Below are 23,048 nucleotides of genomic sequence, written 5' to 3'. Positions count from 1 at the left end.
CGTTCAATCGTCAGCTCGAAACCGACGACAATCAGGCAAACTTCTTCTGGACTTCTGCCGACACGTTGGCCGGCGCTTCTGCGTAGTGGTCGAACTGCATGGTGAAGGTCGCGCGACCCTGGCTCATCGAGCGCAGGTTATTCACGTAACCGAACATGTTCATGAGCGGCACCATCGCGTTGATGACGTTGGCGTTGCCGCGCATGTCTTGACCCTGGATCTGACCGCGCCGGGAATTCAGATCGCCGATGACCGAGCCGGTGTAGTCTTCCGGGGTCACCACTTCGACCTTCATGATCGGCTCGAGCAGGACGGACTTGCCCTTCTGCAAGGCTTCGCGGAATGCAGCACGCGAAGCGATTTCGAAGGCGAGCGCCGACGAGTCGACGTCGTGATACTTGCCGTCGACCAGCGAAACCTTGACGTCGACGACCGGGAAGCCCGCGACGACACCGGAGCCCATGACGCTGTTGAGGCCCTTTTCGACGCCGGGGATGTATTCCTTCGGCACCGCGCCGCCGACGATCTTGGACTCGAACTCATAGCCCTTGCCGGGCTCGTTGGGCTCGACGATGATCGACACTTCGGCGAACTGACCGGTACCGCCGGTCTGCTTCTTGTGGGTGTACTTGACTTCGGCCTTCTTGGTGACGCGCTCACGGAACGCCACCTGCGGCGCGCCGATGTTGGCATCGACCTTGTAGGTGCGGCGGAGGATGTCGACCTTGATGTCGAGATGGAGTTCGCCCATGCCCTTGAGGATGGTCTGGCCGGACTCCTGGTCGGTCGACACGCGGAAGGACGGATCCTCCGCGGCGAGCTTCGCCAGCGCCACGCCCAGCTTTTCCTGGTCGGCCTTGGACTTCGGCTCGATCGCGATCTCGATGACCGGCTCGGGGAATTCCATCTTCTCGAGGATCACCGACTTGTCGGGATCGCACAGCGTGTCACCGGTGCGCGCTTCCTTCAGGCCAGCCAGCGCGACGATGTCGCCGGCATAGGCTTCCTTGATGTCTTCGCGGTTGTTCGCATGCATCAGCAACATGCGGCCGATGCGCTCCTTGCGGTCGCGCGTCGAATTGATGACGCCGGTACCCGACAGCAGCGTGCCGGAATAGATACGGCAGAAGGTGATGGTGCCGACGAACGGGTCGTCCATGATCTTGAACGCCAACAGAGCCAGCGGCTCCTTGTCGTCCGGCAGACGAACGATCTCGTTGCCGTCTTCATCGACGCCCTTGATGGCGGGCACGTCAACCGGCGACGGCAGATAATCCACGACCGCGTCGAGCAAGGGCTGCACGCCCTTGTTCTTGAACGCCGAGCCGCACAATACCGGGAAGAACGCGCCAGTCAGCACGGCCTTGCGGATCAAGCGCTTCAACGTCGCCTCATCGGGCTCCTTGCCGTCGAGGTACGCGGCAAGAACTTCGTCGTCGAGTTCGACGGCGGCTTCCAACAGCTTCTCGCGATATTCCTTAGCCTTCTCGACCATGTCCTCGGGAATATCGATGTCTACGAACTTGGCGTCGAGCTTCTCTTCTTCCCAGACCACGCCCTTCATACGAACGAGGTCGACCAGACCCTTGAAGTTGTTCTCGGAGCCGATCGGAAGCTGGATCGCGATCGGCTTTGCGCCGAGGCGATCGATAATATCCTGCATGCACTTGTAGAAGTCGGCGCCGGTCTTATCCATCTTGTTGGCGAAGACGATGCGCGGAACCTTGTACTTGTCGCCCTGGCGCCAGACTGTCTCGGTCTGGGGCTCGACGCCCTGGTTGGAGTCGAGCACGCACACGGCGCCGTCGAGCACGCGCAAGCTGCGCTCGACTTCGATGGTGAAGTCGACGTGGCCGGGAGTGTCGATGATGTTGAGACGCTTGCCTTCCCAGAACGCGGTGGTCGCAGCCGACGTAATCGTAATGCCGCGCTCCTGCTCCTGCTCCATCCAGTCCATCGTCGCGGCACCTTCGTGCACTTCGCCGATCTTGTGACTCTTGCCGGTGTAATAGAGGATGCGCTCGGTGGTCGTGGTCTTGCCGGCATCGATATGCGCCATGATACCGAAGTTGCGGTAATTCTCTATGGCATGAACGCGGGGCATGGAGTGTTCCTTAGATTCCGTGTGTCGCCGTTACCAGCGATAGTGCGAGAAGGCGCGGTTGGCTTCCGCCATCCGGTGCACGTCTTCGCGCTTCTTGACGGCGTTACCCCGGTTGTTCGACGCGTCCAGGAGCTCCGCAGAGAGCCGCTCGGTCATCGTCTTCTCGTTGCGATCGCGCGCAGCCGAGATCAGCCAGCGAATGCCCAGCGCCTGCCGGCGCACCGAGCGAACCTCGACCGGAACCTGGTAGGTCGCGCCACCGACGCGGCGGGAGCGCACTTCGATCGTCGGCATGACGTTCTCGAGTGCCTGCTCGAACACGCCGAGCGGGCTCTGCTTGGTCTTGGCTTCGATGAGGCCGAACGCACCGTAAACGATGCCCTCAGCGACCGACTTCTTGCCGGCATACATCACCGAGTTCATGAACTTCGTGACGATGATGTTCCCGAACTTCGGATCGGGAAGGACTTCACGCTTTTCAGCAGAATGGCGACGAGACATGGACCTGGTTCCCGCTTACTTCGGACGCTTGGCGCCGTACTTCGAACGACGCTGCTTACGGTTCTTGACGCCCTGGGTATCCAGAACGCCGCGGAGGATGTGGTAGCGCACGCCGGGCAAATCCTTGACGCGACCGCCGCGGATCATGACCACCGAGTGCTCCTGGAGGTTATGGCCCTCACCAGGGATGTAGCCGATCACTTCGAAGCCGTTGGTCAGGCGCACCTTGGCGACCTTACGAAGCGCCGAGTTCGGCTTCTTCGGGGTCGTGGTGTAAACGCGCGTGCAAACACCGCGCTTCTGCGGCGACTGCTGCAGCGCCGGCACCTTCTTGCGCGACTTCTGCACTTCCCGCGGTTGAGCGATCAGCTGGTTGATCGTCGGCATCCTGGCCTTACCCTTTGTGTTCGCCGCGGCCCCTCTCGGGTCCGCTGTCTTGCCGCGGCCCGTCACCGGGTCCGCAATTCTCTCCGGACTACCCGCCCGAGGGGCCGCCCCGCACGGAACTATCCGCACAAAGCGAAATCGCGCCAACCGCTCATCACTGAGCAGAAAGCGCTTCGACGCCACAGAGGACCGCAGTCTTTGGACCAAACAGCGAAAACGCTGCGGCCCGCGCACCGAGGTCATGCATCCGAGTTCGATCTCAAGAGCACGTGCTCGAGAGAGCTAAAATCGCCTGGCATTGCCTAGCTATAATCGACAGCGTTTGAGCGGCATTCGTCGAGGTTGGTGCCCGTTTTGGCGACCCTGGAAGGATCAAACGGGTGGCCCGTTCCGACGTTGGCGACGCTCACCGCCTGTCGTTAAGTGAGGGGGGTTCTATAAGTGGGAGTCGGTCAAGTCAAGGCGAAACGTCAGTCATAAAGCTTTGCCCGCGCGTGTAGAAATCGCCGCTTAACCGCCCTCACCGCGCCTTCCGGATATGGGAACGAAGCGGCGGTTCGCCAGAGAGAATCAAGTTTTATCCGGGTAAAATATACTTTTATAACCCGCGCTAAGGCTTTTTTTCCTGTTGATGCGTGAATCTGCCGCCTTCGGCAGAGATATGCGTCATGCGGTACACCGACATTGCCATTATCGGCGGGGGACTTTCCGGCTCGACTGCCGCCGCAATGCTCGGCCGTGCCGGCATTTCGACGGTGCTGATCGACCCGCACGAGACCTATCCGGCGGATTTTCGTGTCGAAAAACTCAGCGGTGACACCCAGGTCGAGCGATTCTTGCGGACCGGAATCGGAGAATCGGTGCTGCGCCGCGCCAGCTTTGCCGGCGAAAACTGGATCGCGCGATTCGGTCACCTGCTCGACAAGGCGCCGAGCCGGCAGTTCAACATCCTCTACGATTCCCTGGTCAACGCGGTCCGCGACGAAATTCCTGCCGGCGTCGAGCGCATCTGCGCCAAGGCCGTCTTGGTCGAGACGAGCGCGGAACGGCAGAAGCTCACTCTCTCCAATGACGAGATGGTCTCGGCCCGGCTGGTCGTGCTCGCCAACGGCCTCAACGTCGGCCTGCGCCATCAGTTGGGAATCGCGCGAAAAGTGATCAGCGCCTGCCATTCGATTTCGATCGGGTTCGACGTGGTCCCGGCGGGACGGACTGCGTTCGACTTCCCGGCGCTGACCTATTTCTCGGAACGGCCGAGCGACCGCATCCCCTACCTCACGCTGTTTCCGATCGGGACGCGGATGCGCGCCAATCTGTTCGTCTATCGCGGCTTCGACGATCCCTGGCTGCATGAGCTGCGCCGCGCACCAGCCGAGACGCTGAACGCCGCGCTGCCGCGGCTCAAGCGCATCACCGGCCCATTCGACATTCCCGGTGAGCTGAAGATCCGGCCGGTCGATCTCTATGTGAACGATGCAAGCGGCCAGCCCGGCCTCGTGCTGGTGGGCGATGCCTTCTCGACCTCCTGCCCCGCCGCCGGCACCGGCTGCGACAAGGTCTTTACCGACGTCGAACGCCTCTGCAACGTCTACCTCCCGCAGTGGCTGGCCTCCGACGGGATGGATACAAGCAAGATCGCCGCCTTCTACGCAGATCCGGTCAAGCGGGCGTGCGATGAATGGTCGGCGGCGAAGGCGTTCGACTTCCGCTCCGTCTCGATTGCGACAAGCCCTTACTGGACGGCGCAGCGCTGGGCACGCTTCATTGCCTGGTCGGTTCAGGGGCTATTGCGGCCGCTTGGAGGCGCCGTTCATCTGGAGCCGAATTTCCTCGGTCACTCCTCCTCGCCGTCCTCATCCTCCTCGTCGAGGTCGTCTTCATCCTCGTCGCTGTCCTCGTCGGCGTGAGCCGCCGCGCCATGCGGCTGGTGGGTCTGGTCGCTCCACAGCTTGCGATAGGTGCCGTTCCTGGCAAGCAGCTCGGCATGCGAGCCGCGCTCGATCGCCCTGCCTCCTGAAATCACGATGATCTCGTCCATCTCGACCACCGAGGTCAGGCGGTGGGTCGACCAGATCATGGTACGGCCCTTTGCGACCTTCAGCAGGGTGCGGTTGATCGCGGCTTCCGTGGTCTGGTCGAGCGCCGAGGTGGCTTCGTCCAGCAGCAGCACGGAGGGATTACGGATGATCGCGCGCGCGATCGCAATGCGCTGGCGCTGGCCGCCCGACAAGGTATCGCCGCGCTCGCCCACCGGCGTGTCGTATCGCTGCGGCAGGCTCATGATGTAGCGGTGGATCTCGGCCTTCTTGGCCGCTTCCTCCACCTCCTCGTCGGTCGCGCCCTCCTTGCCGAGCCGGATGTTCTCGCGGATCGACATGTTGAACAGCATGTTCTCCTGGAACACGACCGCCATGCTCCGGCGCAGCGAATCCAGCGTCACCTTGCGGACGTCGACGCCGTCGATGGTGACGCGCCCCTCGTCCGGCACATAGAGCCGCAGGATCAAATTGAGCAGCGTGCTCTTGCCGGAGCCCGAGGGGCCGACGATGGCGATGCGCTTGCCGACGCTGAGCTTGAGGCTGAGATTGTCCAGCACCGGCGTCTGGCTGCCTTCGTACTGGAACGTCACGTGGTCGAAAGTGATGTCGTTGGTGATGCGCGGCAGGTCGGGCGCGCCGGGGCGATCGGCGCTGCGCGTGGGCTCGTCGAGCAGCTCCTGCATGTGGCGGATCGCGGCCGCCGAGGAGATCGACACGGGAATGAAATGCATTACATGGGCGATGTTGTACGACACCTCCCAGAACGCGCTCTCGAAGGTGACGAAGGTGCCGATGGTGATCTGACCCTTGGTCGCCAGATACGCGCCGATCGCGAGCACTACGAGATGCAAGAGCAGCACGGAGATGGTGACCGTCCGCTCCACCATGGTCGACAGGAACGCCGCCGACGCCATCCTGTTGCGCGTCTCGTCGTTGCGAAAGGTGAAGAAGCCGAACATCCTGCGTTGCAGGCTGAACGCCTTGATCACGGCCTGGGCCGCCACGTTTTCCTGTACCATGCCGAGCAGCGCGGACTCATTGAGCTTCTGCTCGTAATTCGCCTGAACAGCCTTCGGCGTGAGCATGCGCGGACCGATCAGCGTGATCGGGAACACCAGCAGCGCAACCACCGCGAGCTGCCAGTTGAGGAAGAACATCAGGATGATGCCGGCGATCAACTCCAGGAACGGTAGCGCCGCGCTGTTGGCGAAGGTCTTGACCGAGCCCTCGAAGGCCGCGAGGTCGACGGAGAAGCGCGACAGGATCTCGCCGCGCTTGGTGCGGCCGAAATAGGCCGCCGGCAGGTCCTGGACGTGCTCGAACAGCCGTTTGCGGACGTCGGAGATGATGCAGGCGGCAAGCCGCGCATCCCAGCGCTCGTACCAGACCGCGACGATCGAGGTGAAGATGCCGGCGACCGCGAGCACGCCGAGGATCTTGTACAGCGCCTGGAAATCCTCCTCGCCGAGCGCGTCGTCGATCAGGAACTTCAGGCTGAGCGGCATGATGACATTGAACAGCGTCTCGACGAAGACGCCGAACGCCACGAATGACAGCATCCGCTTGTAGTTCGTCAGGAATGGCTTGACGAAACCCAGGATGGTCGCGAGCGCGCCGGCGGCCTCGCGCGCGGTAAAGACGACGAGATCCTCGTCCTCATCGTCGTCATCGAGCTCCAGCTCGTCATCCTCCTCGTCTGCATCGTCTTCCTCGTCTCCTTCGAGGTCCGGCTTGGCAGCGGAGGCGAGCTTGTCGTCGCGCTCGGCTGCGTCTTCCGCGGCGAGCTTCTGGTTGTCGGGCGAGAGAGGCTTGGATGCCATGAAACCAACCGATGCTGACGGCCGGCATGACCGCAGAGAAAGTAGGAAATAGCGGCAACCGCTATTGCACCGATTCTATGCGATCAGGATGAATTCGGCAAAACAATTGGCGAAGGCGCCCGTCTCAAGCGGCTAGCCGTCGTCCTCGACCTTGTCGAAAAAGGAATAGCGCAAGGAGTCGGCGTCGGCGTACCACTGGCCCGGGCCCTTGTTGGCGGCGAGCGTCGCCTCCCACAGCGCGTCGGTGCAGTCCTTGCGGTGCATCGACAGGTCGAAGGCGTTGCCGAAGAACAGCTCGGACCATTCCCACCAGGTGCCGAGCTTCTTGACCCCGCGCAACAGGTCGTAGCGGTCGATCACCACTGAAGCCATGTCCGATGTGATCGAGCCGAACACGAGGCCGGTCTTGACCACGCGGTTCAGCTCACGGATCGCGCGGACCACCTGCTTCGGGGAAACGTGGCAGAGGCTGGTCTCGAACACGAAATCGAACGCGCCGTCCTTGAACGGCATGTCGGTGATCGAGCCGAGCTTGTTGTACTTCTTCAGCGCCTTCGGCGTTTTGGCGTGGATGGCGCGGTTGTTCTCGATGCCGAAGGCGTCGATGCCGCGATCGCGCAGCGCGCCGACCAGCTCGCCGCTGGCCGAGCCCGCGACCAATAGCTTGGCGCCCTTGGCCTTGCCCCAGACGATGCCGATCAGCTTGACGAGGTAATCGGGATCGGTGAAGTGACGCCATGCCTCACTATAGGGGCCGAGGCCGCGATAGTTCGCGAAATAGTCGCGATCGATCTTGTCGGAGAGCGGCTTGTCGTCCTGCGCGCGCTCGCGGCGCAGGCGCATCATCTCGGTCAGGATGATGTCGGTCGCGGCGTCCGAGGAATCGAGCAGGCCATTCAGCGTCGAGTCGAACAGATAGTCGCCGACCACCACGATGCCGGGATGCTCCTTCGGTTCGGGTCGGTGATTGGTCATGACGTCGCGCACGGGCAGACCGCCCGGAATCGCGTTCACCGACGACAGCCAGCGGTGGATCTTGCCTTCCTTGAAATGCGCGCGCGCATCGCCGAGCGAGACCGGCAGCGATTTCAGCGCGGCATCGATCAGCTCCTGGTCCGACAAATTGGCGAAGGCCAGCGCATCGGAGCCGGGAATCAGCCAGTTCAAGACGCCGTGCCTGCCGACGTCGTGGCGCGCGCCCTCGTTGTAGACGCAGCAGCCGCCGAAGGCCTCCGACATGAACCAGGCGCCGGCGATCTTGTCGCCCCAGAACGGCGTGTCGAACAGGATCGAGACGCGTAGGTAGTGCGCGGGGCGGTCGAAATAGGAGACGTGCTTGACCATCGACTGGCGGAGCTGTTCGCCCTCCCAGCCGACGGTGGCGAGCCAGGAATGCGGCAGGCAGACCAGCACGAGATCGAAGTCCCGCGTCTCCGGTCCCTTGCCGTTCATCATCTTGAGCTGGTAGCGACCGGTCGGCGCCCTGCCGACGGTGAGGACGCGGTGGTTGAGCTGGATGTCGGCGTTGACTTCCGACTGCAGGCATTCGATCAGCTGCTCATTGCCGTTCTGGATGGAATAGAGGCCGATATAGCCGTCGACGTCCATCAGGTAGTTCTTGAGCGCGTTGAGCCCGTTGGTGTTGTGGCTCTCGGTGGCGAGGTCCGAGCGCGCCATCACCTTGAAGAAGCGCTTTGCGGTCTCGTCCTCGACCTCCTCGTCGAGCACCTGCTCGGCGGTCTTGTAGGCCCAGGGGTTCTCGTTGTCGTGCGCGCCGACACCCTCGTAATATTCGATCGGCGACATCGCCTCGGCGCAACGCTTGCGGAACCCCTCGATCGCGGCCGCGGTCTTGGCGCCGTATTTGCGGCGCATGCCCGGCACGTCGTTGAGGAGCTCGCCGCCGAACTGCACCTGCTCGGCATCCATCGGAATGGTCTGCAAGCCGAAATGCTGGATCAGCTCGCGCAGCGGATCCGGCCCGGTCATCGAGTAGTCGTAGATCTCGGCGACGCCGGCCTCGTACATCGCGGGCGCCGAATCGAATTTGCGCGTGACGATCTTGCCGCCGAGCCGGTCGGATGCCTCGTAGATGGTGACGCGGCAGAGCTCCCCGAGCTTGCGCTTCAGGTACCAGGCGCTCATCAGCCCGCCGGGGCCGCCGCCTACGATTGCGAGATCAAGCATGTCAGATCCGTGGTCTCCGGCCCCGCCCCCGTCACGGGACCCCACCGGTCTAAACTCCCCTAGCAGAAGCGCTTTTGCGGCTGAAGGAAAGATGAACAAAGGTTGATCCTGCACCGCAACGGGCAAACAAAGCAGCAAAAAGGCCGGCTTGCGCCGGCCTTTTCATTGTCCTCGGTATTCCTACGGATGAACGATCATTCCGCGGGCGGCAGCGCCATCGGCTCGACTTCCGGCGCGGGCGACACGACGGCCGCCTGCTTCTCGCGTTCGTCGAGGATCATCTTGTCGCGCTTCACGGCGACTTCGCGGATCTTGGCCATGGAGGCGCCGGTGCCTGCCGGGATCAGCCGGCCGACGATGACGTTCTCCTTGAGGCCTTCGAGCGGATCGACCTTGCCGTTGACCGCCGCTTCCGTGAGGACGCGGGTGGTCTCCTGGAACGAGGCCGCCGAGAAGAAGGAGCGGGTCTGAAGGCTCGCCTTGGTGATGCCGAGCAGAACCGGCGTCCCCGTGGCGATCTTCTTGCCCTCTTCCTTGGCCTTCTCGTTGATCTGGTCGAACTCGATCTTGTCGATCTGCTCGCCCGAGATCATGTCCGTGTCGCCCTGGTCGGTGACTTCCACCTTCTGGAGCATCTGACGGACGATCACCTCGATGTGCTTGTCGTTGATGAGCACGCCCTGGAGCCGGTAGACCTCCTGGATCTCGTTGACCAGATAGGCCGCGAGTTCCTCGATGCCCTTGACCGCCAGAATGTCGTGCGGCGCCGGGTTGCCTTCCACGATGAAGTCGCCCTTTTCGACGACGTCGCCGTCCTGAAGGTGGATGTGCTTGCCCTTCGGGATCAGGTACTCGCGCGGCTCGTCGGTCTTGTCCATCGGCTCGATCGAGATGCGACGCTTGTTCTTGTAGTCGCGCCCAAACCGGATGGTGCCCGCGATTTCGGCGATGATCGCCGCATCCTTCGGACGCCGAGCCTCGAACAGTTCCGCCACCCGCGGCAGACCGCCGGTGATGTCACGCGTCTTGGCGCTTTCGGTCGAGACACGGGCGAGGATGTCGCCCGCCTGGACCTTGGCTCCGATATCGACCGACAGAATGCCGTCGACCGACAGCATGTAGCGAGCATCGCCGCCACGAGCGAGCTTGAGCACCTTGCCGTCCTTGCCCTTGATCACGATGGCCGGACGCAGGTCCCCGCCGCCGCGCATCGAGCGCCAGTCGATGACCACGCGCTTGGCGATGCCGGTGGCCTCGTCGAGCGTTTCCGAGATCGACTGCCCCTCGACCAGATCCTCGAAGCCGATGGTGCCTTCGACCTCGGTGAGAAGCGGACGGGTGTAGGGATCCCACTCGACGATACGCTGGCCGCGCTTGACCGTGTCGCCCTCGTCGATGTGAAGGCGCGAGCCGTACTGAATACGGTGCGTCGCACGCTCGGTGCCGTCGGCATCGACGATCGCCACCACCATGTTACGAACCATCGCGACCAGGTGACCTTCGCTGTTGCGGGCGATGGCCTTGTTCCTGATCACGATCTTGCCGTCGAAGTTGGATTCGACGAAAGATTGCTCGTTCAGCTGCGCCGCACCGCCGATGTGGAAGGTGCGCATGGTGAGCTGGGTGCCCGGCTCGCCGATCGACTGCGCCGCGATGACCCCGACCGCTTCGCCGTGGTTGACCGGCGTGCCGCGAGCGAGATCGCGGCCGTAGCACTTGCCGCAGATGCCGTTGACGAGCTCGCAGGTCAGCGCCGAGCGGATCTTCACCTCCTGGACGCCGCCCTGGTGGATGGCATCCAGATGGCTCTCTTCCATCAGCGTACCGCGCTTGAAGATCACCTTGCCCGAGCTGTCACGCACGTCTTCGCAGGCCGTGCGTCCGAGGATGCGCGAGCCGAGCGAAGCGACCACGGTGCCGGCATCGACGATGGCGCGCATCTTGATGCCGAGCTTGGTGCCGCAATCGTCCTGCGTGATGATGCAGTCCTGCGCGACGTCGACGAGACGACGGGTCAGGTAGCCGGAGTTCGCGGTCTTCAACGCGGTGTCCGCGAGGCCCTTGCGGGCGCCGTGGGTCGAGTTGAAGTACTCGAGCACCGAGAGGCCTTCCTTGAAGTTCGAGATGATCGGCGTCTCGATGATCTCACCCGACGGCTTGGCCATCAGGCCGCGCATGCCGGCGAGCTGACGCATCTGCGCCGGCGAACCGCGCGCACCGGAGTGCGCCATCATGTAGATCGAGTTGATGTCGGCATCCGCCCCGCTCGCCGTCTTCTTGGTCGAGGAGATCTCCTTCATCATCGCCTTGGCGATTTCTTCCGTGGCCTTCGACCAGGCGTCGACGACCTTGTTGTACTTCTCGCCATGGGTGATCAGACCGTCGTTGTACTGCTGCTCGAAATCCTTCGCCAGCGCACGGGTGGTGTCGACGATCTTCCACTTGGCGTGCGGCACGACCATGTCGTCCTTGCCGAACGAGATGCCGGCCTTGAACGCGTTGTAGAAGCCGAGCGCCATGATGCGGTCGCAGAAGATCACGGTCTCCTTCTGACCGCAGTGGCGGTAGACCTGGTCGATCACGCCGGAGATTTCGCGCTTGGTCATCAGCTTGTTGATGATCTCGTACGAAATTCTCGGGTTCTTCGGCAGCAGATTGCCGAGCATGACGCGACCTGCGGTCGTCTCGATCCAGCGCGTCGAGACCTTGCCGGTCTCATCCATGCCTTGCCACCGATACTTGATCTTGGTGTGGAGGTGGATGACCTTCGCGTGCAGGGCATGCTCGAGCTCGGCCATCTCGCCGAACCTCTTGCCTTCGCCGGGCAGACCTTCGCGCATGACCGAGACGTAGTAGAGACCGAGCACGATGTCCTGCGACGGCACGATGATCGGCTGGCCGTTCGCCGGATGCAGGATGTTGTTGGTCGACATCATCAGGACGCGCGCTTCCAGCTGCGCTTCCAGCGACAGCGGAACGTGCACGGCCATCTGGTCGCCGTCGAAGTCGGCGTTGAACGCGGCGCAGACCAGCGGGTGGAGCTGGATCGCCTTGCCCTCGATCAGCACGGGCTCGAACGCCTGGATGCCGAGGCGATGCAGCGTCGGGGCGCGGTTGAGCAGCACCGGATGCTCGCGGATGACCTCGTCCAGGATGTCCCAGACCTCGGGCCGCTCCTTCTCGACCAGCTTCTTCGCCTGCTTCACGGTGGTGGACAGGCCCTTGGCGTCAAGCCGCGAATAGATGAACGGCTTGAACAGCTCGAGCGCCATCTTCTTCGGCAGGCCGCACTGATGCAGGCGCAGCTCGGGACCGACCACGATCACCGAACGGCCCGAATAGTCGACGCGCTTGCCGAGCAGGTTCTGACGGAAGCGGCCCTGCTTGCCCTTGAGCATGTCGGCGAGCGACTTCAGCGGGCGCTTGTTGGCACCGGTGATGACGCGGCCGCGGCGGCCGTTGTCGAACAGCGCGTCGACGGCCTCCTGAAGCATGCGCTTCTCGTTGCGGATGATGATGTCCGGCGCGCGCAGCTCCATCAGCCGCTTCAAGCGGTTGTTGCGGTTGATGACGCGGCGGTAGAGGTCGTTGAGGTCCGAGGTCGCGAAGCGGCCGCCGTCCAGCGGCACCAGCGGACGCAGGTCCGGCGGAATCACCGGAACCACGGTCATGATCATCCATTCCGGCTTGTTGCCGGAGTGGCGGAACGCTTCCACGATCTTCAGGCGCTTGGCGAGCTTCTTGTGCTTGATGTCGGAGTCGGTCTCCTGCATCTCCGCGCGCAAGGTCAGTTCGAGCTTCTCGAGGTCCATGCCCTTGAGCAGCTCGCGGATCGCTTCGGCACCGATCATGGCGGTGAAGGAATCCTGGCCGTACTCGTCCTGCGCCTTCAGATACTCGTCTTCCGACAGCAGCTGACGGTCCTTCAGCGCGGTGAGGCCCGGCTCGAGCACGACGTAGTATTCGAAGTAGAGGATCCGCTCGAGATCCTTCAGCGTCATGTCGAGCAGGAGGCCGATGCGCGAGGGCAGCGACTTCAGGAACCAGATGTGGGCGACGGGGGCTGCGAGCTCGATATGGCCCATGCGCTCGCGCCGGACGCGCGACAGCGTGACCTCGACCGAGCACTTCTCGCAGATGATGCCCTTGTACTTCATGCGCTTGTACTTGCCGCACAAGCACTCGTAGTCCTTGATCGGCCCGAAGATGCGGGCGCAGAACAGGCCGTCGCGCTCGGGCTTGAAGGTGCGGTAGTTGATGGTTTCCGGCTTCTTGATCTCGCCGTACGACCAGGACAGAATCTTCTCAGGGCTCGCGATCGAGATCCGGATCTGGTCGAAGACCTGAGCCGGCGTCGTCGGATTAAAGAGATTCATAATTTCTTGGTTCATCGTCTTCTCCTCGCGTGCCGGTCGCCTCCGGCAGCAAATTCGAAAATCACTATGCGGGGCGCCCTGCCCTCGCGACTCGGGGACTAGGCGCCGATGCCCGGCCGTTCAGGCCGGGCATGAGGGTCGTATTACTCGGCCGCTTCCGCCGTCCCCGGTCCGACCTTGGAATTGTGCAGGTCGACGTTGAGGCCGAGCGAGCGCATTTCCTTGACCAGCACGTTGAACGATTCCGGAATACCGGCCTCGAAGGTGTCGTCGCCACGCACGATCGCCTCGTACACCTTGGTACGGCCGGCGACGTCGTCCGACTTCACGGTCAGCATCTCCTGGAGCGTGTACGCCGCGCCGTAAGCCTCGAGCGCCCACACCTCCATTTCGCCGAAGCGCTGGCCGCCGAACTGCGCCTTGCCGCCCAGCGGTTGCTGGGTGACGAGCGAGTACGGACCGATCGAACGCGCGTGGATCTTGTCGTCGACCAGATGGTGCAGCTTGAGCATGTAGATGTAGCCCACCGTCACCTTGCGATCGAAGGCATCGCCGGTGCGGCCGTCATAGACGGTCGACTGACCCGAAGCGTCGAGACCGGCAAGCTTCAGCATCTCCTCGATGTCGGCTTCCTTGGCGCCGTCGAACACCGGCGTCGCGATCGGCACGCCGCGGCTCAGATTGTGGCCGAGCTCGATCAACTCGTTGTCGTTGAGCGACTTGATCGTCTCGTCCTCGCCGTAGACCTTCTTCAAGGTTTCCTTCAGCGGCCTGATGTCCTGCTTCGACAGGTAGGCATCGACCGTCTGGCCGATACGCTTGCCGAGGCCGGCGCAGGCCCAGCCCAGATGGGTCTCGAGGATCTGTCCGACGTTCATGCGCGAGGGCACGCCGAGCGGATTGAGCACGATGTCGGCGTGCGTGCCGTCTTCGAGGAACGGCATGTCCTCGATCGGCACGATCTTCGACACCACGCCCTTGTTGCCGTGGCGGCCGGCCATCTTGTCGCCGGGCTGGATCTTGCGCTTCACCGCGACGAAGACCTTGACCATCTTCATCACGCCGGGCGGCAATTCGTCACCACGCTGCAGCTTTTCGACCTTGTCGAGGAAGCGCTGTTCCAGCCCCTTCTTCGACTCGTCGTACTGCTTCCGCATGGCCTCGATCTCGGCCATCAGCTTGTCGTTCGGCGAAGCGAACAGCCACCACTGCGACTTCGGGTACTCCTCGAGCACCGCACGGGTGATCTTGGTGTCCTTCTTGAAGCCCTTCGGACCGGCGATGCCCTGCCGTCCCTCGAGCAGCTCGGCAAGACGGTTATAGACGTTGCGGTCCAGGATCGCCTGCTCGTCGTCGCGGTCCTTGGCCAGACGCTCGATCTCTTCCCGTTCGATCGCCAGCGCACGCTCGTCCTTGTCGACGCCGTGACGGTTGAACACGCGCACTTCGACGATGGTGCCCTGCACGCCCGGAGGAACACGCAGCGAGGTGTCGCGGACGTCGGAGGCCTTCTCGCCGAAGATGGCGCGCAGGAGCTTTTCCTCCGGCGTCATCGGGCTTTCGCCCTTCGGCGTGATCTTGCCGACCAGAATGTCGCCGGCGCGCACTTCCGCGCCGATGTATACGATACCGGCTTCGTCGAGATTCTTGAGCGCTTCTTCCGAGACGTTCGGAATGTCGCGGGTGATTTCCTCGGGCCCGAGCTTGGTGTCGCGGGCCATCACCTCGAACTCCTCGATGTGGATCGAGGTGAAGACGTCTTCCTTCACGATCCGCTCGGAGAGCAGGATCGAGTCTTCGAAGTTGTAGCCGTTCCACGGCATGAACGCGACCAGCACGTTGCGCCCCAGAGCGAGCTCGCCGAGATCGGTCGACGGACCGTCCGCGATGATGTCGCCCTTCTTGACGATGTCGCCGACCTTCACCAGCGGACGCTGGTTGATGCAGGTCGACTGGTTGGAGCGCTGGTACTTCATCAGCCGGTAGATATCGACGCCCGACTTGGTCGGATCGAGATCTTCCGTGGCGCGGATGACGACGCGGGTTGCGTCGATCTGGTCGATCACGCCCGAACGGCGCGCCGCGATCGCAGCACCCGAGTCACGCGCAACCACGCCTTCCATGCCGGTGCCGACGAACGGCGCCTCGGCGCGAACCAGCGGCACCGCCTGGCGCTGCATGTTCGAGCCCATCAGCGCGCGGTTGGCGTCGTCGTTCTCGAGGAACGGGATCAGCGCGGCTGCGACCGAAACGAGCTGCTTCGGCGACACGTCCATGTAGTCGACCTTGTCCGGGGTCACCGGCAAGACTTCGCCGGCGTGACGGCAGACCACGAGATCTTCCGTGAAGCGGCCCTTCGGATCGAGCGGCACGTTGGCCTGCGCGACCGTGTAGCGGCCCTCCTCCATCGCCGAGAGGTACACGACCTCGTCGGTGACGCGGCCGTCCTTGACCTTGCGATACGGGGTCTCGACGAAGCCGTACTTGTTCACGCGCGCGAACGTCGCGAGCGAGTTGATCAGGCCGATGTTCGGACCTTCCGGCGTCTCGATCGGGCAGATGCGGCCGTAATGCGTCGGATGCACGTCGCGCACCTCGAAGCCGGCGCGCTCGCGGGTCAGACCGCCCGGTCCAAGCGCCGAGAGACGGCGCTTGTGGGTGATCTCCGACAGCGGGTTGGTCTGGTCCATGAACTGCGAGAGCTGCGAGGAGCCGAAGAACTCGCGCACGGCGGCGGCCGCCGGCTTCGCGTTGATCAGGTCCTGCGGCATGACCGTGTCGATGTCGACCGAGGACATGCGCTCCTTGATCGCGCGCTCCATGCGGAGCAAGCCGATGCGGTACTGGTTCTCCATGAGCTCGCCGACCGAACGCACGCGGCGGTTGCCGAGATGGTCGATGTCGTCGATCTCGCCCTTGCCGTCGCGCAAATCCACCAGCGTCTTGATGACGGAGAGGATGTCTTCCTTGCGCAGCGTGCGCTGGGTGTCGGGCGCATCGAGGTCGAGGCGCATGTTCATCTTGACACGGCCGACCGCGGAGAGGTCGTAGCGCTCGGCGTCGAAGAACAGCGACTGGAACATCGCCTGCGCCGAATCCAGCGTCGGCGGCTCGCCCGGACGCATCACGCGGTAGATGTCGAACAGCGCGTCCTCACGCGTCATGTTCTTGTCGGCCGAGAGCGTGTTGCGGATGTAGGCGCCGACATTGACGTGGTCGATGTCGAGCAGCGGCAGCTCCTTGTAGCCGTGCTCGTTGAGAGCCTTCATCGACTTGTCGGTGATCTCTTCACCGGCTTCCGCGTGGATCTCGCCGGTCTTCGGATTGACGAGGTCCTCGGCGATGTAGTTGCCGACGAGCTCCGCATCCGACAGGCGCAGCGCCTTCAGGCCCTTCTCCTGCATCTGACGCGCGCCGCGCACGGTGAGCTTCTTGCCGGCTTCGAGCACGACCTTGCCGGTATCGGCGTCGATCAGGTCGTTGATGGTCGAGTAGCCGCGGAAACGATTGGCATCGAACGGAACACGCCAGCCTTCCTTGATCCGCTTGTACTGGATCTTCTTGTAGAACGTGCTGAGGATCGCCTCGCCGTCGAGGCCGAGCGCGAACATCAGCGACGTCACCGGAAGCTTGCGGCGACGGTCGATACGCGCATAGACGATGTCCTTGGCGTCGAACTCGATGTCGAGCCAGGAGCCGCGATACGGGATCACGCGGGCGGCGAACAGCAGCTTGCCCGAGGAATGGGTCTTGCCCTTGTCGTGGTCGAAGAACACGCCCGGCGAACGGTGCATCTGCGAGACGATGACGCGCTCGGTGCCGTTGACGATGAAGGTGCCGTTCATCGTCATGAGCGGGATGTCGCCCATGTAGACGTCCTGCTCCTTGATGTCCTTGACCGACTTCGCGCCGGTTTCCTCGTCGATATCGAACACGATGAGGCGCAGCGTCACCTTGAGGGGGGCCGCGAAGGTCATGCCGCGCTGGCGGCACTCGTCGACGTCGTATTTCGGCGGCTCGAATTCGTAACGGACGAATTCCAGCATCGAGGTGCCCGAGAAGTCGGAGATCGGGAACACCGAGCGGAACACCGCCTGCAAGCCCTCATCGGACCGACCGCCCTGGGGCTCGTCGACCATCAGGAACTGGTCATAGGATGCCTTCTGAACCTCGATGAGGTTCGGCATCTCGGCAACTTCCTTGATGTGTCCGAAGAACTTGCGAACGCGTTTGCGACCGGTGAATGTCTGCTGCGCCATCGTGGCCTCTCATTTTCGTCGCCCGATCTGGGCGCGCCGTCCGGAACGCGGCTACCGCCGCTCCCCGGGTTGAATTTTTCGAACCCGCTTTGGGGGCCGGAGACTCAAGTTCAGGCAGGAATGTCCTGAATCTGTTCTTCAGACCTTCAAAACGCAAAACGACGTGCGGGGCGCAGTAGCGCGCCCGCCCGTCACAACCAACCTCTTCACGGACTGCAAAAGCCCGAAATAGCTTGCTCTCCCAACGACTTACAGGGAAGTGCGGTATCCCTGCCCATCGCGCTTTCGTGCTGTCGACCCGATATGGGACGACAATAGTGCAGATTCGAGGGGTAAACCCTCAAATCCCCACACTTTTTCGTGTTCGACCTGCGTCGGGCCGTTCCGTCGCACGCCTTTTGCATCTGGCCCACCCTTTCGGGGGAGTGGACCGAGATCCCGGTTGCGCTGATGCTCACCGGGATCTCGCGCCAGTAAGCGTTGCTTACTTGAGCTCGACCTTCGCGCCAGCCTTCTCGAGCTGGGCCTTGAGCTTCTCGGCTTCGTCCTTGTTCACGCCTTCCTTGACAGGCTTCGGCGCGCCCTCGACGAGGTCCTTTGCTTCCTTCAGGCCCAGGCCAGTGATGGCGCGGACTTCCTTGATGACCTCGATCTTCTTGTCGCCGGCGGCGGCAAGAACGACCGTGAACTCGGTCTTCTCTTCGACCGGAGCGGCGGCAGCGCCACCACCAGCCGGGCCGGCCACGGCGACAGCCGCGGCAGCCGAAACGCCCCACTTCTCTTCGAGGAGCTTCGCGAGTTCGGCAGCTTCGAGCACGGTGAGGCTCGAGAGGTCGTCAACGATCTTCTGCAAGTCAGCCATTGTTCAGTTTCCTTGAATGTAAGTCTGGTTCGGGTTTGAGTTTTGCGAAGGGCGTCAGGCCGCTTCGCCCTTTGAGGCATAAGCCTGGATGACGCGCGCGAGCTTGCCCGCGGGCGCGTTGGCGAGCTGAGCGATCTTGGTCGCCGGGGCCACAAGCAGGCCGACGATCTTGGCGCGCAGTTCGTCAAGCGACGGCAGCGAGGCAAGTGCCTTCACGCCGTCGACATTCAGGACGGTCTTTCCCATCGAGCCGCCAACGATGACGAACTTTTCGTTCGCCTTGGCGAATTCGACGGCGACCTTTGGCGCCGCTACCGGATCGTCCGAAGTGGCGATCACGGTCGGTCCCTTCAACATGGGACCGATGGCAACGACGTCAGTGCCTTCAAGAGCAATTTTGGCGAGACGGTTCTTCGAGACCTTCACCGAGGCGCCAGCCTGCTTCATCTGCATGCGCAGCTTCTGCATCTGGGCAACGGTCAGGCCGGAATACTGGGCAACGACCGCGACGCTCGTGGCCTTGAAGACCCCATTGAGCTGTTCGACCGCTTCCTTTTTTGCCGCTCGTTCCACAGCAAGCTCTTTCCGGTTGGCGGTCATCGCAAGAAGCGGGACCGCCGGGTTGCACCCATCGTCCCGCCCAAACCTGAACCTCAGGGCCAAACCCATCGGACACGCCGGGCAAGACGACAATTCAAAGCCTGCCCTCCGGGAGCCCATTGGAGCCCACGGCGTGTCGAGGTCCGAACCAAACCCATTCCGCAACCACCTCAAGGTGGGAAGCGAAGTGAAATCCGGTCTTCACCCGTCTATGCAGGCCATGCGATTAAGCCGTTGAGAAATCGAAATTCCCCGCGGGCGCCTGCAGTCTTGGACAGGACAAGGTCAGCCGGCGAACCGTCCGACCCCTGCCCGCATTCCACCATCCGACGGGCTTTCCTTCCTTTTCCGGCCAATCCTTGCGGACGTCCTGAAAAGGAATGATCTCCTATCGTGTTGGGTTTTCGGAATGCGTGCACGAACGCGCCAGCCGAGGCCGGTACGTCCGGAAGCGGTTCTTTAACCGCTCTCTGCCTGCTTGCCAAGAGCAAAATTCACACCAGTTCCAATCGATTGGCCGCGGGGCTTGACCCGGGCCGACAAGGGCCGATTCAGGCTCATTTGACCCCGTAAGGCAGTGGCTCGCCCTCGAAAAACGCGGTCAGGTTCGCCAGCACACAATCCTGCATGGCGACGTGCGATTCCAGGGTGTGGCCGCCGATATGGGGGGCGAACACCACGTTGGGCAGCGCCGTCAGTGCATCCGGGGCGTGCGGTTCCTTGTCGTAGACGTCGAGGCCGGCGCCGGCGATGGTCTTGTCGGAGAGCGCCGCGACCAGGGCTTTCTCGTCGATCACTGAGCCGCGGGAGATGTTGACGACATGGCCGTCCGCTCCGAGGCGCTTGAGGATATCGGCGTTGACGGCATGCTGGGTCTCGGCGCCGGCCCGGACCGCGATCATCAGCACACTGCACCAGTCGGCGAGTGCCTCCAGCGTCGGAAAATACTGATAGGGCAGATCGTACTTGCTCCGGCTGAAATAACCGACCTCGCTCTCGAAGGCGGCGCAGCGCGCCGCGATCTTGCGGCCGATCTCGCCCATGCCGTAGACGCCGATGCGGCGGCCGGGCATGCCCGCCTGCGGGCGCATCATCGGCGAGGGCTTTGACGCGGCCCAATCCCCGCTGCGGACATATTGGTCGGCAACCAGGATCCGCCGCGTCGTCGCCAGCATCAGGGTCATCGCGATGTCGGCGACCGAGGCCGCATTGGCGCCGGGGCTATGTCCGACCGCGATGTTGCGGGCAGCAGCGGCCTTCAGGTCAACACCGTCATACCCAGTGCCGTAGCAGACGATGGCGCCGAGCTTCGGAAACAGGTCCATCGCGTCCGCGCCAAGCGGCGAGCCGCCTGCGGTCAGCATCGCGCGGATGCCGCCGAGCTCGTCGGCCGAGAACACCTCCCGCACGGGCTTGCCGCCGGTGTCGAGCAGTTCGAACCGCTCGGCGAAACGGGCCATCATCGACTTGGGAAAGCGCGAATAGATCAGGACCTTGTCAGCCATTGTTCTTGTTTCCGGTGAATGCCGCGCACAAACGTCGAGGGGCGGAATCGGTTGCCCAATTCCGCCCCTCGCCTCATGCAATTTCCAAACCCTAGCCGAGAATGGTGCCCGGCTCGACCTTCACGCCCGGGCCCATCGACGAGGACACCGCAACGCGCTGGATGTAGGTGCCCTTGGAACCGGCCGGCTTGGCCTTGGAGACAGCGTCAGCCAGGGCCTTGATGTTCTCGACCAGCTTCTCTTCGGAGAACGAGGCCTTGCCAACACCAGCCTGCAGAATGCCGGCCTTCTCGACGCGGAATTCGACCGAGCCGCCCTTGGCACCCTTCACCGCACCGGTGACGTCCATGGTCACGGTGCCGATCTTCGGGTTCGGCATCAGGCCGCGCGGGCCGAGCACCTTACCGAGACGGCCGACCAGCGGCATCATGTCGGGGGTGGCGATGCAGCGGTCGAAATCGATCGTACCGTTCTGCACCTTCTCGACCAGGTCCTCGGCGCCGACGACGTCGGCGCCCGCAGCCTTGGCCTCATCGGCCTTGGCGCCGCGGGCGAACACGCCGACGCGGAGCGTACGGCCGGTGCCGTTCGGCAGGGTCACGACGCCGCGGACCATCTGGTCGGCGTGACGCGGATCGACGCCGAGATTGATCGCGACCTCGATGGTCTCGTCGAACTTCGCTTTCGCGCGTTCCTTGACCATCTTGATGGCGTCCGCGAGCGGGTAAAGCTTTTCGCGATCAACACCTTCGCGGGCTTTGTTCAAACGCTTTCCGATTGCCATGACCGTTACCCCGCCACTTCCAGGCCCATCGAGCGGGCAGAGCCCTCGACCATCTTCATGGCCGATTCGATGGAATCGCAATTGAGATCCTTCATCTTCTTCTCGGCGATCTCGCGCACCTGCGCCTTGGTCACGGCGCCGGCCTTGTCACGGCCCGGCGCCTTCGAGCCGGACTGGATCTTGGCAGCCTGCTTGAGGAAAAAGGACATCGGCGGCGTCTTCATCTCGAAGGTGAAGGAACGGTCCGCATAGATGGTGATGACCACCGGGATCGGGGTGTTCTTCTCTTCCTTCTGGGTCTGGGCGTTGAACGCCTTGCAGAACTCCATGATGTTGAGACCGCGCTGACCAAGCGCGGGACCGATCGGGGGCGAAGGATTCGCCGCACCGGCCGGGACCTGAAGCTTCAGGTATCCGGTCACTTTCTTTGCCATGTATCACTCCTGTTGTGCCGGCTGGGCCAGCGGTTTCAGGTTCGTGGTCTGGGTCGGATGCGGCTGGCAACCGCCCTCTCCCTCCCACGGCCTCTTGTTGCGCGAGACCGAAGTCTCACGCCTGCCCGATCAGACCTTCTCGACCTGACCGAATTCCAGTTCGACCGGCGTGGCGCGGCCGAAGATCGACACCGCGACCTTCACGCGCGAACGCGCCTCGTCGATTTCCTCGACGACACCGGAGAACGAGGCGAACGGGCCGTCGGCCACGCGCACGTTCTCGCCGATTTCGAACGACACCGACGCCTTCGGCCGTTCCACGCCCTCCTGCACCTGGTGCAGGATGCGCATGGCCTCGGCTTCCGAGATCGGCATCGGCTTGTTTTCCGCGCCGAGGAAGCCGGTCACCTTCGGCGTGTTCTTGATCAGATGAAACGCCTCGTCGGTCAGCTTCATCTTCACCAGCACGTAGCCCGGGAAGAACTTGCGCTCGGCGTCGATCTTGCGGCCGCGGCGCACTTCCGTGACCTTCTCGGTCGGAACCAGCACCAGCTCGAACAGCTCCTCGAGCCCGCGCTGCTTGGCCTGCTCGCGGATCGATTCGGCGACCTTCTTCTCGAAGTTCGAATAGGCGTGGACGATGTACCAGCGCTTGTCGGACGATTGGGTTGCAGCGGCTATTGCCATCAGTGAATGCCCAAAAGGAAGGTGATGAGGTAACGGATGATCTGGTCGGCGGCGAAGAAGAAGATCGAGGCCACGGCGACCATGACGAACACCATGATGGTGGTGATCGTGGTCTCGCGGCGGGTCGGCCAGGTGACCTTGGCGGTCTCCGAGCGCACTTCCTGCAAGAACTTGAACGGGCTGACTGCCATCGTTTGATGTCCAACGTCCGTCGACAGACGCGAATGAATTTCAGGGATCCGAACAGCCGCCGTTGGCCCAGCCCTCTGTCTCGAAGGATGAGCCGGAAACCGGGCTCGATTGTTCGGGGGTTTCAAAGCCGCGCCGGAGATCCGCGTCTAACGGGCCGGCTGCGAGTGCGCGGTATCTACTGCGGATGGGACCAAAGGTCAAGATAGAGAGGGCTCGCCCGGGTAACCGACCTCCGCGGGCGACCGAGCAGAGCCCAGGCCGATCAAGGGCTTATCTGCCGCCCTGCAAAGCGCGGTCCGGAGGCCTCATCC

At 63.0% G+C, this 23,048-nt stretch carries 15 protein-coding genes; 1 reads left to right on the top strand and 14 read right to left on the bottom strand.

Going from position 1 to position 23,048, the window contains the following annotated elements; all coding sequences use genetic code 11:
* Positions 1 to 31: 31 nt before the first annotated feature.
* Genes fusA through rpsL form a run of 3 tightly spaced genes read right to left on the bottom strand, consistent with a single transcriptional unit; the run spans position 32 to position 2,992 of the window.
* A complete protein-coding gene (gene fusA, locus QCM77_RS16415; RefSeq protein ID WP_279662033.1) occupies positions 32 to 2,104 on the bottom strand; it encodes an elongation factor G in 2,073 nt (690 codons plus the stop codon).
* Between the two features lie 30 nt (positions 2,105 to 2,134).
* Positions 2,135 to 2,605 (bottom strand): 30S ribosomal protein S7, encoded by a 471-nt coding sequence (rpsG, locus tag QCM77_RS16410; protein WP_279662032.1) that lies wholly within the window; start codon positions 2,603 to 2,605, stop codon positions 2,135 to 2,137.
* 15 nt (positions 2,606 to 2,620) lie between these two features.
* Positions 2,621 to 2,992 (bottom strand): 30S ribosomal protein S12, encoded by a 372-nt coding sequence (gene rpsL, locus QCM77_RS16405; protein WP_007603006.1) that lies wholly within the window; start codon positions 2,990 to 2,992, stop codon positions 2,621 to 2,623.
* A 668-nt stretch (positions 2,993 to 3,660) separates the two neighbouring features.
* Here rpsL and QCM77_RS16400 point away from each other — a divergent pair.
* Positions 3,661 to 4,899 (top strand): FAD-dependent oxidoreductase, encoded by a 1,239-nt coding sequence (locus QCM77_RS16400; protein WP_279661998.1) that lies wholly within the window; start codon positions 3,661 to 3,663, stop codon positions 4,897 to 4,899.
* Here QCM77_RS16400 and QCM77_RS16395 read toward each other — a convergent pair.
* From QCM77_RS16395 to secE, 11 genes are all read right to left on the bottom strand, one after another.
* Positions 4,827 to 6,851 carry an ABC transporter ATP-binding protein gene (locus tag QCM77_RS16395; protein WP_279661996.1) on the bottom strand — a complete coding sequence of 675 codons (2,025 nt, stop codon included), beginning with the start codon at positions 6,849 to 6,851 and terminating at the stop codon, positions 4,827 to 4,829. The genes QCM77_RS16400 and QCM77_RS16395 overlap by 73 nt on opposite strands.
* Positions 6,852 to 6,983: 132 nt before the next feature.
* Positions 6,984 to 9,038 carry an FAD-dependent oxidoreductase gene (locus tag QCM77_RS16390; RefSeq protein WP_279684233.1) on the bottom strand — a complete coding sequence of 685 codons (2,055 nt, stop codon included), beginning with the start codon at positions 9,036 to 9,038 and terminating at the stop codon, positions 6,984 to 6,986.
* A gap of 194 nt (positions 9,039 to 9,232) precedes the next feature.
* Positions 9,233 to 13,429 carry a DNA-directed RNA polymerase subunit beta' gene (gene rpoC / locus QCM77_RS16385; RefSeq protein ID WP_279661993.1) on the bottom strand — a complete coding sequence of 1,399 codons (4,197 nt, stop codon included), beginning with the start codon at positions 13,427 to 13,429 and terminating at the stop codon, positions 9,233 to 9,235.
* 128 nt (positions 13,430 to 13,557) lie between these two features.
* Entirely contained in the window at positions 13,558 to 17,673 is a 4,116-nt protein-coding gene (gene rpoB, locus QCM77_RS16380; protein ID WP_279661991.1) for a DNA-directed RNA polymerase subunit beta, read from the bottom strand.
* Positions 17,674 to 18,157: 484 nt separating this feature from the next.
* Complete coding sequence (gene rplL / locus QCM77_RS16375; protein WP_279661989.1) at positions 18,158 to 18,535, bottom strand: 50S ribosomal protein L7/L12; 378 nt, start codon at positions 18,533 to 18,535, stop codon at positions 18,158 to 18,160.
* A gap of 54 nt (positions 18,536 to 18,589) precedes the next feature.
* Entirely contained in the window at positions 18,590 to 19,108 is a 519-nt protein-coding gene (gene rplJ / locus QCM77_RS16370) for a 50S ribosomal protein L10 (RefSeq protein WP_279661987.1), read from the bottom strand.
* 584 nt (positions 19,109 to 19,692) lie between these two features.
* Positions 19,693 to 20,640 carry a 2-hydroxyacid dehydrogenase gene (locus QCM77_RS16365; RefSeq protein WP_279661985.1) on the bottom strand — a complete coding sequence of 316 codons (948 nt, stop codon included), beginning with the start codon at positions 20,638 to 20,640 and terminating at the stop codon, positions 19,693 to 19,695.
* A 91-nt stretch (positions 20,641 to 20,731) separates the two neighbouring features.
* On the bottom strand, positions 20,732 to 21,424 hold the full coding sequence (gene rplA / locus QCM77_RS16360; RefSeq protein ID WP_092034881.1) for a 50S ribosomal protein L1: 693 nt from the start codon (positions 21,422 to 21,424) through the stop codon (positions 20,732 to 20,734).
* 5 nt (positions 21,425 to 21,429) lie between these two features.
* Positions 21,430 to 21,858: a 50S ribosomal protein L11 gene (gene rplK / locus QCM77_RS16355; RefSeq protein ID WP_007602986.1), complete on the bottom strand. Its 429-nt coding sequence runs from the start codon at positions 21,856 to 21,858 to the stop codon at positions 21,430 to 21,432.
* Between the two features lie 129 nt (positions 21,859 to 21,987).
* Entirely contained in the window at positions 21,988 to 22,545 is a 558-nt protein-coding gene (gene nusG / locus QCM77_RS16350; RefSeq protein WP_279661968.1) for a transcription termination/antitermination protein NusG, read from the bottom strand.
* Positions 22,545 to 22,736: a preprotein translocase subunit SecE gene (gene secE, locus QCM77_RS16345; protein ID WP_007611620.1), complete on the bottom strand. Its 192-nt coding sequence runs from the start codon at positions 22,734 to 22,736 to the stop codon at positions 22,545 to 22,547. Before secE ends, nusG begins: the two co-directional genes overlap by 1 nt.
* Positions 22,737 to 23,048: the final 312 nt, after the last annotated feature.

The sequence above is a fragment of the Bradyrhizobium nivariense genome (assembly GCF_029846695.2).
Classification (GTDB): Bacteria; Pseudomonadota; Alphaproteobacteria; order Rhizobiales; family Xanthobacteraceae; genus Bradyrhizobium.
Note: the sequence above shows the minus strand (reverse complement) of the source record. Positions and strands in the feature narration are given on the sequence as shown.